This window comes from Eubacterium segne, from assembly GCF_014287775.1.
GTDB lineage: Bacteria > Bacillota > Clostridia > Lachnospirales > Lachnospiraceae > Eubacterium_G > Eubacterium_G segne.
On record NZ_JACOOZ010000003.1, the window covers coordinates 225,679 to 239,243 of the forward strand.

Below are 13,565 nucleotides of genomic sequence, written 5' to 3' on the forward strand. Positions count from 1 at the left end.
ACCTCTTTCTTATCAGTCAGCGTCGGCTAACGCTGCTTTTATCATTATTGAGCATTCCACCCTTTTTCTCTGCATTTCACATCCGATATCATAAGCATCATTAATTGTGCCATGAAAATTATATGAGTTTGCAGCACAACCGCCACTGCAGTAAAATCTTGCAAAGCAGTTTTTACATTTTTCTTTTGAATACACATTACAGTCTCCGAACGTGGAAACAATATCTTTACGGACAATTCCATCATTTACATTTCCCATAAGAAAATCTTCGTTTCCAACAAACTGATGGCATGGGTAAAAATCTCCCCATGGTGTAACTGCAAGATATTCAGTTCCTGAACCACATCCTGATAAGCGCTTATACACGCATGGTCCCTGATTTAAATCAATCATAAAGTGGAAGAAATTAAAGCCTCTGCCTTCCTTCTCACGCTTTATGTATTCAAGTGCAAGTTTATCGTACTCTTCCATTATTGTCGGTAAATCCTCTTCCCTAATGGAATACGGATCTTCTTCCGGGCCAACAACAGGCTCAATTGACATCTGTTTAAATCCTAAATCAGCAAAATGTTTTACATCTTCAGAAAAATCAAGATTATCTCTTGTAAATGTACCTCTTATATAATAATTGGTCTGATTACGGCTTTCTGCAAGCTTTTTGAATTTTGGAACAATAAGGTCGTAACTTCCTTTTCCGTTTCTAAATGGTCTCATTCTGTCGTTGACTTCCTTACGACCATCAAGACTAATTACTACATTAGACATTTCCTTATTCAAATACTCCATAATCTCGTCGTTAAGAAGTACACCATTAGTGGTAAGGGTAAATCTGAATTTCTTGTTGTATGGCTTTTCTAACGAACGTCCATATTCAACTAGCTGCTTTACAACCTCCCAGTTCATTAATGGTTCACCACCAAAGAAGTCTACTTCAAGGTTTACTCTATTGCCTGAATTTTTAACAAGAAAATCCAGGGCTTTCTTTCCAACCTCGAAGCTCATAAGTTCTCTTCTTCCATGATACTCACCCTCCTCAGCAAAACAATACTTGCATGCCAGGTTACAATCATGGGCTATATGCAGGCACAAAGCCTTAACCACGGTCTGACGGTTCTCCTTAAACTTTTCAACAAACGGCTGATATATGTCTTCGGTAAACAGTTGTCCATCTTTTTTTAATTCTTCTATTTCGTCAATTGCCTCTAAAATATCGGACTCATTATACTTATCTTTCAGTTTATCAACAATTTCAGAAGAAGAAATATCTTCAAACAACTCTATAGCATCATATGTAACGTCATCAACCACATGCACTGCGCCACTGTTAACGTCCATTACAATGTTATATCCATTGCTTTTATACTGATGAATCACTGTGACTTCCTCCCTTTTTAACGCATTATAACAGAGTCGAAAATTCGGCTCTGTTATAAAATAATGCCATATAAAATTTTATTTGTTTTCGCAAGTCTGGTTTCCTACTGTACAAGAAGTCTTGCAAGCAGACTGACATGATGTCTGACATTCACCGCATCCGCCTTTTTTCATTGTGTCCTTTAATGTTTTTGCATTTAATGTCTTAATATGTTTCATGGTAATCCTCCAAATCTATTTTGTGCTTATTTATGTAAAGCTGCACAAGTCTTAGGTTATTATATCACAATATGGTATTTTTTCAAACGTTTTCTTTATTGTATCAAAATCCTGTTAAAATCGTTTAAAATCATTCCCCTATTATCCTATCCCCCCTTTAACTAAGCATTCCTCCTATTGTTCCTGCCACCACGGAAACAATACATCCTGAAAAGAGTCCTACACTTCCTGATGAGACGCTTCCTTTTGAAATTAGTGCTGTGAGAAAAATTATTGCAAAATAAATCAGTCCGGCTAATGCTCCCCACACAAATTTTCTGCTTTCCATAACCTTTCCCACTATCACCCCACCACAAAATGACGCAATTCCATAAATTATCAACACCATTATTTTTATTGTTGCCACAGAAGGTGAAATTTTAAGAACCACAAAAGCAATTAGTGCCAACAATACTGTACTTATAATCATTTGTATCAATGTTTCCTTTAAAAATATCACTGCAACTTTTTTCATAATTTATTTACCGGTAATACCAGCCTTTCCTAACGTTTATATAATAATTTATATTATGAAAGCGTATAATTTATTACGGTTTGTTGACTTTAAATTATCTATATTGTACAATCGACTCTAACAGGCTTTTGCCTGAAATATTTTTTGTAAGGAGATTTATATGGGACCCAGTGACATAGCTCTGCTATGCATATTATTTGTTTTATTGTTATTCTCGGCGTTTTTTTCATCAGCCGAAACTGCTCTTACTACATTTAATAAAGTAAGATTGAGAATGCTCGTTGATGACGGAAATAAGAAAGCTATTGTACTTGATAAGGTACTTAGCAATTCCAGAAAGATGCTTAGCACTGTTTTGATAGGTAACAATATTGTTAATATTGCTGCTTCTTCTCTTACAACAGTTTTAGCCCAGCATATTTTTGATGTAAACATAGTTGTCAGCGTTTGCGTAGGCGTACTTACACTTGTCATCATTATTTTTGGTGAAATTATTCCCAAAACGGTAGCAACTCTTCATGCTGAGTCAATTGCATTATCTTATGCAAAGCCAATTAAATTTTTTATGTTTATTTTAACTCCGGTTATTTTTGTGCTGAATCTGTTTTCCAGCTTTCTGTTAAAAATATTCAGAGTTAACGTAAATTTAAATTCAGCAGCTATTACTGAAGATGAATTAAGAACCATTGTGGGGGTTAGTCAGGAAGAGGGTATTATCGAAGATGATGAGTACGATATGATTAACAACGTTTTTGATTTCGGAGACACATGTGCTAAAGACATTATGATTCCTAAGGTTGATATAACCATGGTTCCTATTGATGTTTCATACGATGAACTTTTATCTGTTATTAAGTCAGATAAATTTACCCGTATACCTGTTTATAAAGATGATACAGATAATATTGTGGGAATTATCAACATTAAAGATATGCTTATAAATGAAGTAAACCGTGTAAATTTTGATGTTAATAAATTAATGCGTGAACCTTATTATACTCACGAAAAAGAAGAGCTTAATGACCTTCTTATAGAAATGAGAAATAATGAGCCCGGAATGTGTATTGTTTTAGATGAATATGGTCAGGCTGAGGGCCTTATTACATTAGAAGATATTGTGGAAGAAATCATAGGTGATATCCACGATGAGTTCGACCAGGCTGAGGAGCTTGCTGTCAGACAAATTGGTGAACATGAATACATTGTTGAAGGCTCAATTAATTTAGATGATTTCAATGACGAATTGGGTACTAATATAGATTCAGAAGATTATGAATCTCTCGGTGGACTTATTATTGAACACTTAGACCGCCTACCAAACAAAGGTGACAGTGTGAAAATTGATAACTGCAAACTTACAGTTATCAAAATGGATGATAAACGAATTGATTTGGTTAAGGTCAAAATTGACCATGAAGATGACACTCCATCTGATGAGGTTAATTCAGAATCTGACAAATAGTTTTGTGGGATATATATAAACGCCCCGTAAGGTATCGATAAATAAATACGAAACATTCCCGTAGATTGTATTATGTATGATATAATTTACGGGATTTTTTATTTCAATATTTTTAGTAATTTTTGGATTTTAATAATTCTTTTATTCTTTTTTTGAATTTATGTGATGCGAGCAGTTGGATTTTAATTTTTATTATATCCATATTCTAGTCATCCCTATTCCAGTCATTTCCATATCTCACCATCTCATCTGCTTCTTAAATATAACTATCAAAAAAGCAGAACTTCAATGTTTTCTTTCGACATAAAGTTCTGCTTATACTTTAATACGATATTTTATAACTGCGAGTATCTCCATTTTCTTCCAATATCAACCCCTATATTAAAGCAATACGCTGTAGATATCATAAACAACATCATTAAGCCTATTCCAAATAATATGCCCGTAATCAAGCGCTTAGTGTTATTACTTTCATACTTTGTTTTTGCCTGTATCAAACCATCTGTTACAAGTGGAATTAATAAAACAAAAAACACCCATATAGGTAAATTTTTCAAAAAGAAATATCCTATAGGAGTTACTATAATTCCTATAAGTTCACCTGTACACCTTGCGCATATTGGAAACTGTTTTCCATGAAAGAAAAATGAACGTTCAGGTCTTTGATGGCATCCAAATATGATGGGTAGCCATTTACATAACCATCTTTTCATGCCACATTCCTAAAATCCTGTAACACTTGATGAAGCACCATACATTCCTGCTCCTACGCCTGCTACAATCACTATAATGTAGAATAATATTGAAATACCTACGCTAACTAAAGCACCAATTCCTGCGGCTTTAGCTGTTTTTGGCTTGGTGTCCTTCCACACAAGGAATAAAATCAAACCTGCTAAAGGAATACAACATCCCAGTAGCCCCCAGCCTATTCCTCCATTATCAGATACATATGGTGTGCCATAATCATTATTATGCGTGTTCTTTGTATCTCCTCCACAATATGGGCATTCAACTGCATTGTCATTAATTTCTTTTCCACAATGGTTACAATACATTTTTTCGTCCTCCTATCCTTTGTTATTAAATATATTACCGTTTGATTATAACAATTCATTTATGTAATTTCAATACAAATGGCACATTTTGTCATTTTTCTGCCTTAAGCACAAAAAATCCCACAAAATGTAGTATGTTTGCACAAACCAACATTTGTGGGATAAAATCCATATTAATTAAAATTTCAATATAAATCACAAGCTCTTAAATTTACAGTTTTTCCCAAAGTTTGCCCTGCTTTTCTTCACAGTATTGGCAACTGTATAAACCATTCTTTTTGTCTGTTAGTACAAAAACATGGTCTAACTCCTGCTCAATAGATGTAATGCATCTTGGGTTTTTGCAATGTAATACATTAACAATCTTCTTTGGTAGCTTAAGATCTCTTTTTTCCACTAATTTACCGTCAGTGATAATATCAACTGTGATATTATGATCAATAAATCCTAATATATCAAAATCCACAATATCTAAGGGACCTTCTACTTTAATTATGTCTTTAACTCCCATTTTTTTACTTCTGGCATTTTTAATAATAGCAACCTGGCAATCTAATTTTTCCAAATTAAGATAATGATATATAGCCATTGCCCTTCCTGCCTGAATATGGTCTAAAACAAAGCCATTTGTTATTTCATCTATATTTAGCATATTATACTTCCACCTCCAACAATGTCAAAATAAGTGCCATTCTCACATACACACCAAACTGTGCCTGCTTAAAGTACACAGCCCTTGGATCATCATCTACTTCAACAGCAATTTCATTAACTCTTGGCAGTGGATGCAAAATCAGCATATCATCTTTTGCTGATTTTAGTTTCTTTTTGTCCAAAATAAAGCTATCTTTAAGTCTTATATAATCCTCTTCATTAAAGAATCTTTCCCTTTGAACCCTTGTCATATAAAGCAAATCAAGCCCACCAATTACATCTTCAAGTCTTGACACCTCTTCATACTGAGCTCCTGCTTCTTTTATATTTTCAATGATATATCCCGGAACCTTAAGCTCCGCCGGTGAAATAAGGACAAATTTTACATTATCATATCTAAGCAATGCGTTAATAAGCGAATGCACTGTTCTTCCAAATTTCAAGTCACCACACAATCCAATTGTAATATTATCAAGTCTACCCTTAAGGGTTCTTATTGTCATTAAATCCGTCAAAGTCTGGGTAGGATGCTGATGTCCTCCATCCCCTGCGTTAATAACAGGAATACCTGATTTTTTAGCTGCAACTAAGGCTGCACCTTCCTTCGGGTGTCTCATGGCACATATGTCTGCATAACATGATATAATTCGTATGGTGTCTGAAACGCTCTCCCCTTTAGATGCGGAGCTTGATGATGCCTCGGAAAATCCCAAAACACTTCCGCCTAAATTAAGCATAGCTGCCTCAAAGCTTAGTCTTGTTCTTGTGCTAGGCTCATAAAAAAGAGTGGCAAGTTTCTTTCCTTTGCAACACTCTTTGTATTTTTGAGGATTCTTTTCAATATCGCCGGCTAAATTTAATAACTTATCCAACTCTTCTACAGTAAAATCCAATGGACTAATTAAATGTCTCATTTCACCCTCCATTCATATGTATTTTTTGCTAATAAGATAATACATTATTGAGGTGTAATATTCAAGGGTATTTACTTATTTTTTTTCACTATTTATTTAATATTTTTGAATTTATAAATATTACATTTTCCGGTAATCTGGTATACTATTATAAACAAATAATTTTTATGGCAGTGTTTTTCCTTAATTGCTTAGTGATAACGGAAAATCGCGCCACATTACAGATAGGAGCAAATTTATGACACCACAATATTATAAAGAATTGGAAAAATATTTAAGTTGCGTTAAGACAAAGATAGATTTTAAGCCTGATGTTGCAATTGTTTTAGGCTCAGGTCTTAACAAACTGGCAAAAAAAATCAATGTAAAGGAAACTATTAGTTACTCAGATATTGACGGATTTCCCATAAGCACCAATAAAATGCACGCAGGAGCTTTTATTTTCGGATATTTAGGTGACGTTCCGGTAGTCGCTATGAACGGAAGAATCCACTACTATGAAGGTTATTCCATGAATCAGGTTGTTTCACCTATTCGTCTTATGAAACTAATGGGTGCAAAAAAGCTTATTCTATCTAACGCCGCCGGTGGAATTAGCGACAACTTAAATGTAGGGGATTTAATGATGATTACAGACCATATTTCATCTTTTGTACCATCTCCTTTAATTGGACCTAACATAGATGAACTCGGCACCCGTTTCCCTGATATGACCAGCGTATATGACAGTGAAATATGCAAAAAAATAAAAAACATAGCAAAGGAAAACAATATTGACTTAAAAGCAGGTGCATATCTCCAGACAACCGGACCTAACTACGAAACACCGGCTGAAATTAATATGTACAAACTTCTCGGAGCTGACGCTGTTGGTATGAGTACCGTATGTGAAGCCATTGCCGCCGTTCATTGCGGATTTAAAGTATGTGGAATAAGCTGTATCACCAACAAAGCTGCAGGAATAACCGGAGAGCCTTTAAGTGATGAAGAAGTGGGCGTTGCTGCCTCTAAAGCATCTGATAAGTTTTGTCTTTTAATTGAAGAACTGGTAAAAAGAATATAAAAAAATGCGAGCAAGACTGTAAGCCGGGTTATGTCTTGGATAATCATCTATCTAGACTTATTGTTGCCAACAAGTTCAAGCAACCTACCCGAAAGCTGGCGGGCCACCATATGCTTTCTGCTCGGTCTTGCTTCGGATGGGGTTTACATTGACCTTTGATGTTACCACCAAAGCGGTAGTCTCTTACACTGCCATTTCATCCTTACCTAAAAAGGCGGTTTTATTTCTGTTGCACTTTCCTGGGAGTCACCTCCACCGGCCGTTAGCCGGCATCCTGCCCTGCGAAGCCCGGACTTTCCTCTCCTGCGTCCTTTCGGCAATAGCAGCAGCGATTATCTGTCTTACTCACAATTATTTAAACTAACATAAACTTATTAAATTTTCAAGTATATAAGTTTCGATTTTTCATACTTCCACCTTTTCCTGCAAAATTTCACCTGCACTATACCGGGAATATACTTCCACCAACAAACTCCCTAAGTAAAGAATTTTTAGGAATATTTTCCTTTGGCACTGCCAAAACATAATCTAAAAACTTAAGAAGTCGCTTCGCCTCAAAATACTGCTCTGAATCCTTTGGTACGCTAAATAATGCCGGTTCTGCATATGTTTTTATAACTGACAACTCATAAACCATGGCAGAATTATATATGGCATCTGCACTTTCCTGATATGGGAAAATATTTTTTTCTTCTCCCCTTCTAACCCTCTTCCACATTTCAATGGTTCCTTCTGCTGAAGTTCCACGGGTTCTTACATCCCTTACAATTCGTCTCAATAATCTCCAGTCTGATGTGGCAATTCTATTATGCTCATCGACATTAAGCGGTGTCAGGGCACTTACATAAATTTTGTATTTTTTGTCACTTGGAAGGCTGTATGAAACTGCATCGTTAAGGCAATGTATTCCCTCAATTATCAGCACATCATCTTCCCCTAACTGAAGATATTTGCCATCAAAAACTCTTTTCCCCACAACAAAGTCAAAATCCGGTAATTCTACCCTTTTACCTGCCAAAAGCTGTGTCATCTGTTCATTGAAAAATTCAATATCTACAGCCTCTACCACCTCGTAGTCTAACTTTCCATCTTCATCTACAGGCGTATCCTCTCTATTGACAAAATAGCTATCCATTGGTATCGGATGAGGTTTTAATCCCTGAGCTATGAGCTGAACTGCAAGCCGGTGAGAAAATGAGGTTTTACCTGATGATGAAGGACCTGCAATCATAATAACCTTTACATCTTTTCGCTTAGCTATGTCCGATGCAATATCGGCGATTTTCTTTTCCTGAATTGCTTCCTGCACCAGCATAATATTATTAATTTCACCACTGGTAATTTTATCGTTTATCTGACCGATAGTTGAAACCCCCAGCATCTTTGCCCACGAAGTAGTTTCCTTAAGCGTATTGTAAACCTTATTCTGGGGCTTAAATTCCGGAACTTCCTTTGGATTTTCTTTTGTTGGAAGTTGCAATACAAAACCTTCATCATAAGGAATCAAATCAAAGTATTTAAGACATCCTGTAGAATATGCCATATATCCATAGAAATAGTCCTCAAAGCCTTCCATTTTGTAAACATTTACAGTTGAAGCTCTCCTGTACTTAAGAAGATGTTCCTTATCCTTCATGCCGTATCTTCCAAACTTTTCAATGGCCTTAGTCACTGATACAACCTCTTTTGTAATTAAAATATCACGTTTTACAAGAGCATTCATTTCTTCTTTAACCTGTTTAACAAATGCATTGTCTACTTTAATGCCTCCACCCACTGCACAGTAATAGCCTTTGCTTACAGAATGTTCAACAGATATTTTTCCTACATTTGACCTTCCTGCCACCTTATAAAATGCCTTTAGCATCATAAAAGTAACACTTCTTTTGTAACATTCGCTGCCAATGTGACTGGCTGTTGTTATAAATTTTATTATACAGTTTTCCGTTAAAACATTAGACAGCTCACTTAATTTGCCGTTACACACAGCTAAAATTATGTCATTTTCGTAAAACTTTTTAAAATCCTTTGCTATTTCATAAATTGTTGTTCCATCTTCATATTCATATGATACATTTCCTATGTTTACACTAATCATATATCCTGTACGCCTCCCTGTTTAAATAAATTATATTTTCAACTTCCTGCATATTATCACTTTTATTTGCTTTCATTTTTTCAAAGATCTCTGCAAATTTTAAATATTCTTTTTCTAAATACCCTTTTAAAACCAAATCTTTATTGTCTAATAGTATTTTTCCATATTTCAACTCCACATCACTATACATATGGAGTTTTTCGTCATTTTTTAATGCTTTTATAATCGTGTAATATTTTCCACTGTCTATCAGCATTTTTTCATCAATTATTTCCCAGTTATTTTCAAGGAGATACTTTCTTACTAAGTCAACCCTTCTGTGGGGAGACAAAACCAGTTCATTTATGCCTTTTATGTTTTTTCCACGACTTAATATATCTACAATCAAATCTCCACCCATTCCGGAAATAATTGCCCCGTCTACCATATTGTCCTTTAGTTTTTCCATTCCATTTGACTGGATAGTTTCTATCTTGTCGCTAAGACCATGAATCGCAATATTTTTGTCTGCTATTTTTAGAGGACCTTCATTAATATCCATGGCATAAACCTTACTGCAAATAGAATTTTCTACTAAATATATAGGCACATACCCATGGTCTGTACCTATATCTGCGACTTTTTTTCCTTTAGTAACCATACCGGCCACTGCTTTTAATCTTTCTGAAATCATATATTAACCACTCATCTAATTTAATGAAACATGTATTTTCTGTAACATGCTCTGTTCTTTTATTATCTGTTGTAACTGGGCAATATCCGATGCCTCAGCCGCCTTTTTGTCAAGACTCTCTTTTTTGATTTTTAAAACTGCATCATTTATAGCCTTTTCCTGCTCTGCAAAATCTAAATTAGCTCTTATAGGTGACACGAAAAGTTCTGCCACCATTTTATGTTCAGCTTCATCAGTAAAATAATTCATAATTTTGGCAGGATTTGCCTCACCATTTTCCATTTGCTCCCAAAAAAGTGAAGCAACCTTTCTGTAGAAATCGTCTATAAAATCCTCAGGGGAAATAACCTTTGCCACCTTGTTAAACCAATCCGTTCTGTCTAGAACCGAAGCTAAAAGTATTCTTTGAGCCTGCATAGAAGCATCTTCTTTTTTTTGTTTTTTCTCCTGATAATCTTCGTAGGTTTCCTTTTCTTCCTTACCTACATAAGTAAGTCCGGTCTTTTTTACCAGCTTGGCGAGACCATCCTTTGGTATTTTAAAAATCTCACACACAGATTCGATATAATTTTCCCTTTCAATTTCATCGTTAAAATCAAGAATCATTTCAGCAACCTTTTTATGAAATGCTGTTTTTTCCTGCGGGTCAGACATATTGTATTTTTTTTGTTCCATGGCAACCTGAAAAATAAAATAATTTGTGGCATTTTTTATTCTCTCTTCATATGCCTCTTTTCCCATTGCCTTAATAAATTCATCAGGGTCCTTATAAGGTTTCATGGATAAAACCTTAATTGACAGTCCCACATCCCTTAAATAAGGGATTGCCCTGAGAGCCGCCTTTATTCCTGCCTCATCACTGTCAAAAGTAAGAACAACCTCTTTAACATATCTTTTAATTAAAGATGCATGCCTTGATGTAAATGCCGTTCCAAGAGCTGCCACTGCGTTATTAAAGCCTGCCTGATGAAGGCTTATAACATCCATATATCCCTCGCAAATAAGCATATAATCCTTTCTGGAGCTTCTGGCAACATTTAATCCATAAAGATTACGGCTTTTGTCAAAAACCTTTGTTTCCGGGGAATTTAAGTATTTAGGCTTACCATCTCCCATTACACGGCCTCCAAAGGCTATGACTCTGTTATTAGCATCCATTATGGGAAACATAACACGATTCCAGAATTTGTCATTTACCCCACGTTTTTCGTCGTAGGTAAACAATCCTGTCTCTTTTAATTCTGAATCATTATAACCCTTGTTTTTTAAGTATTTGTAAAGGTTATCACTATATTTATCAGAATATCCCAGACCAAATCTTAATATAGTTTCATCAGATAACTTTCTCCCTGAAAGATAGTTATATGCCAGTTTTCCTCTTTCTGACTTTAACAGATAGTGATAATATTTGGCGGCTTCTGTATTTATTTCAATAATTTTTGTTTTTAAATCCTTTTCCTGCTTAGCTTCTTTTGAATATTCCATCTTTGGCAACTCAATGCCTGCCCTGTCAGCCAGCACCTCCATTGCCTCAATAAATGTATAATTTTCATATTTCATCAAAAAAGATATTACGTTGCCCCCTTCGCCACATCCAAAGCAGTAATACATCTGTTTATGGGGTGATACGGAAAAAGATGGTGACTTTTCATTGTGAAAAGGACAAAGTCCAAAATAGGAACTGCCTTTTTTCTGTAATTTAACGTAATCCCCTATCACATCAACTATGTCATTTTCCGTTCTTACCTGTTCTATAATATCCTCTGAGTAAAACACTTTATCCTCCTAAATGCCTTATCACATATTCCATGATTTCGGCACAAATATTTTTTCAAATACGGCAACTGAATACTGGTCGCTCATTCCTGCAATATAATCACAAACCACCTGTTCCGGATTTTCTCCCTGCTCATTAATCAGATAAATAAATTCCTGTGGCAGCCTATCAGTATTGTGAAGAAAATAATCAAACATGATTTTAAGCATCTCCGTAGCTTTGGTTTCCTCACTTTTTGCCCTTGGATTAGTATACACGCTTTTAAACATATAACTTCTAAGTCCCATCATGGCATCGTGTACCTGCTTTGACATTAAGATATCGTCTTTTTCATAGCTGTTTTCCACTATGTCGTGAACTAATTTATCCAATCTCTTCTTAGTAGTATCTCCTAATATTTCCCTGTAAACCGGCGGAATATCTTCTTCACTTATTATTTTTCCTCTTACAGCATCATCAATGTCATGATTAATATAAGCTATTTTATCAGACAATCTCACAACCTTTCCCTCAAGAGTTGAAGGATTTCCATTGGTTCTATGATTTACAATTCCGTCTCTTACCTCTTTTGTAAGATTTAACCCTCTTCCGTTGTTTTCTAATATTTCCACAACACGTATGCTTTGAAGATAATGTTTAAATCCTAAACTACACACTTCATTAAGAGTTCTTTCTCCTGCATGGCCAAAAGGGGTATGACCCAAATCATGTCCCAAAGCAATAGCCTCCGTTAAATCTTCATTTAAATCAAGAGATTTAGCTATGGTTCTTGCTATCTGGGATACTTCTAACGTATGGGTCAGACGGGTTCTGTAATGATCACCCATAGGCGACAAAAAAACCTGCGTCTTATGTTTCAATCTTCTAAAAGCTTTGCAATGAATGATTCTGTCTCTGTCCCTTTGATACACTGTTCTTATATCACAAGGTTCCTCATACCTGTCCCTTCCCTTGCTTTCACAACTTAATGCTGCATAGGGACTTAGTGTCTTTTTTTCCAATTCTTCATTTTTCTGTCTGATATTCATAATCTACCTCCGAAAAATGCTCATATCCGGTACCAATACGCATCTACCAATACGCATCTACCAATATACATTTTAGTATACAACACATTTTATTATTAATAAAGAGTTGAAAATTTAATGAGAAATAGCGTTGCATGGAAAAGTTTGAATTTTTGATGGATGTAAAATCGATGAGTTATATCTGTTTAGAAGAAAATTTTTATTCTATTGTTTTTAGGATATGTTTTTATTATTTTGGGGCTTTTGTGGGGATTTTTAAGTTTTTTTTAAAAAAGTGTTGACACTCCCTTGGCATTATGGTATTATTTTTCTTGCGTTTGAAACGTATGCGGAAGTGTCGGAACTGGCAGACGAGCAAGACTAAGGATCTTGTAAGCATTGCGCTTGTGTGGGTTCAAGTCCCATCTTCCGCATTTTGTTTTTCAAAATGGAAGTCTTTGAGACTTCCATTTTATGTATATAAACAAATATCAATTATGCAGTTGTGGCGGAATTGGCATACGCGCATGATTCAGGTTCATGTCCGGGTTAACTGGGTGTGGGTTCAAGTCCCATCAACTGCATCAAAAATCCTTAAAAGTTGTAGTGTCATACTACTGCTTTTAAGGATTTTTTGTTTGTTAAAAGCTATTCTCCAGCCCAATAGCCTATACTTACCTCCGAAACGCCGACAATGCCTGCCCAAAGATACAAAAAAAAAGCTGTTATGCCGGTACCTTCAGTAACCAACA

13 protein-coding genes, 2 tRNA genes and 1 other RNA gene are annotated in these 13,565 nt (G+C 35.3%); 4 read left to right on the top strand and 12 right to left on the bottom strand.

Features of this window, described 5'->3' with window-relative positions; all coding sequences use genetic code 11:
- Nucleotides 1-12: 12 nt before the first annotated feature.
- From scfB to H8S00_RS05740, 3 genes are all read right to left on the bottom strand, one after another.
- Entirely contained in the window at nt 13-1,374 is a 1,362-nt protein-coding gene (gene scfB / locus H8S00_RS05730; RefSeq protein WP_021952876.1) for a thioether cross-link-forming SCIFF peptide maturase, read from the bottom strand.
- A 78-nt stretch (nt 1,375-1,452) separates the two neighbouring features.
- Nucleotides 1,453-1,593 (bottom strand): six-cysteine ranthipeptide SCIFF, encoded by a 141-nt coding sequence (gene scfA / locus H8S00_RS05735; RefSeq protein WP_021952875.1) that lies wholly within the window; start codon nt 1,591-1,593, stop codon nt 1,453-1,455.
- Between the two features lie 157 nt (nt 1,594-1,750).
- On the bottom strand, nt 1,751-2,107 hold the full coding sequence (locus H8S00_RS05740) for a TIGR04086 family membrane protein (RefSeq protein ID WP_118588524.1): 357 nt from the start codon (nt 2,105-2,107) through the stop codon (nt 1,751-1,753).
- Nucleotides 2,108-2,267: 160 nt separating this feature from the next.
- On the opposite strand from H8S00_RS05740, the gene H8S00_RS05745 reads away from it, so the two are divergent.
- Complete coding sequence (locus H8S00_RS05745; RefSeq protein ID WP_118588523.1) at nt 2,268-3,569, top strand: HlyC/CorC family transporter; 1,302 nt, start codon at nt 2,268-2,270, stop codon at nt 3,567-3,569.
- 335 nt (nt 3,570-3,904) lie between these two features.
- Here the strand turns inward: H8S00_RS05745 and H8S00_RS05750 are convergent, their stop codons facing one another.
- From H8S00_RS05750 to pyrB, 4 genes are all read right to left on the bottom strand, one after another.
- Complete coding sequence (locus H8S00_RS05750; protein ID WP_118588522.1) at nt 3,905-4,282, bottom strand: DUF2085 domain-containing protein; 378 nt, start codon at nt 4,280-4,282, stop codon at nt 3,905-3,907.
- Nucleotides 4,283-4,291: 9 nt separating this feature from the next.
- Nucleotides 4,292-4,627 (bottom strand): zinc ribbon domain-containing protein, encoded by a 336-nt coding sequence (locus tag H8S00_RS05755; RefSeq protein WP_118588521.1) that lies wholly within the window; start codon nt 4,625-4,627, stop codon nt 4,292-4,294.
- A 211-nt stretch (nt 4,628-4,838) separates the two neighbouring features.
- Nucleotides 4,839-5,279 (bottom strand): aspartate carbamoyltransferase regulatory subunit, encoded by a 441-nt coding sequence (locus H8S00_RS05760; RefSeq protein ID WP_021952871.1) that lies wholly within the window; start codon nt 5,277-5,279, stop codon nt 4,839-4,841.
- 1 nt (nt 5,280) lies between these two features.
- Nucleotides 5,281-6,195 carry an aspartate carbamoyltransferase gene (pyrB, locus tag H8S00_RS05765; protein WP_118588520.1) on the bottom strand — a complete coding sequence of 305 codons (915 nt, stop codon included), beginning with the start codon at nt 6,193-6,195 and terminating at the stop codon, nt 5,281-5,283.
- 238 nt (nt 6,196-6,433) lie between these two features.
- On the opposite strand from pyrB, the gene H8S00_RS05770 reads away from it, so the two are divergent.
- Nucleotides 6,434-7,258 (top strand): purine-nucleoside phosphorylase, encoded by an 825-nt coding sequence (locus tag H8S00_RS05770; protein ID WP_186840249.1) that lies wholly within the window; start codon nt 6,434-6,436, stop codon nt 7,256-7,258.
- Nucleotides 7,259-7,261: 3 nt separating this feature from the next.
- Here H8S00_RS05770 and rnpB read toward each other — a convergent pair.
- The 5 genes from rnpB to H8S00_RS05795 all read right to left on the bottom strand — a co-directional run bounded on the left by rnpB (nt 7,262) and on the right by H8S00_RS05795 (nt 12,834).
- Nucleotides 7,262-7,606: RNase P RNA component class A (rnpB, locus tag H8S00_RS05775), an RNA gene on the bottom strand.
- Between the two features lie 94 nt (nt 7,607-7,700).
- Nucleotides 7,701-9,356 (bottom strand): nucleoside kinase, encoded by a 1,656-nt coding sequence (locus tag H8S00_RS05780; protein ID WP_186840250.1) that lies wholly within the window; start codon nt 9,354-9,356, stop codon nt 7,701-7,703.
- Nucleotides 9,349-10,029 (bottom strand): tRNA (adenine(22)-N(1))-methyltransferase, encoded by a 681-nt coding sequence (locus tag H8S00_RS05785; RefSeq protein WP_186840251.1) that lies wholly within the window; start codon nt 10,027-10,029, stop codon nt 9,349-9,351. The genes H8S00_RS05780 and H8S00_RS05785 overlap by 8 nt, the downstream gene beginning before the upstream one ends.
- A gap of 15 nt (nt 10,030-10,044) precedes the next feature.
- The gene (gene dnaG / locus H8S00_RS05790; RefSeq protein WP_186840252.1) at nt 10,045-11,805 is read right to left on the bottom strand and encodes a DNA primase; all 1,761 of its coding nucleotides are present in this window, start codon (nt 11,803-11,805) and stop codon (nt 10,045-10,047) included.
- A 21-nt stretch (nt 11,806-11,826) separates the two neighbouring features.
- On the bottom strand, nt 11,827-12,834 hold the full coding sequence (locus H8S00_RS05795; protein ID WP_186840253.1) for a deoxyguanosinetriphosphate triphosphohydrolase: 1,008 nt from the start codon (nt 12,832-12,834) through the stop codon (nt 11,827-11,829).
- Nucleotides 12,835-13,162: 328 nt separating this feature from the next.
- Here H8S00_RS05795 and H8S00_RS05800 point away from each other — a divergent pair.
- Nucleotides 13,163-13,247, top strand: a tRNA-Leu gene (locus H8S00_RS05800).
- Nucleotides 13,248-13,312: 65 nt separating this feature from the next.
- Nucleotides 13,313-13,397 (top strand) — tRNA-Leu (locus H8S00_RS05805).
- Nucleotides 13,398-13,565: the final 168 nt, after the last annotated feature.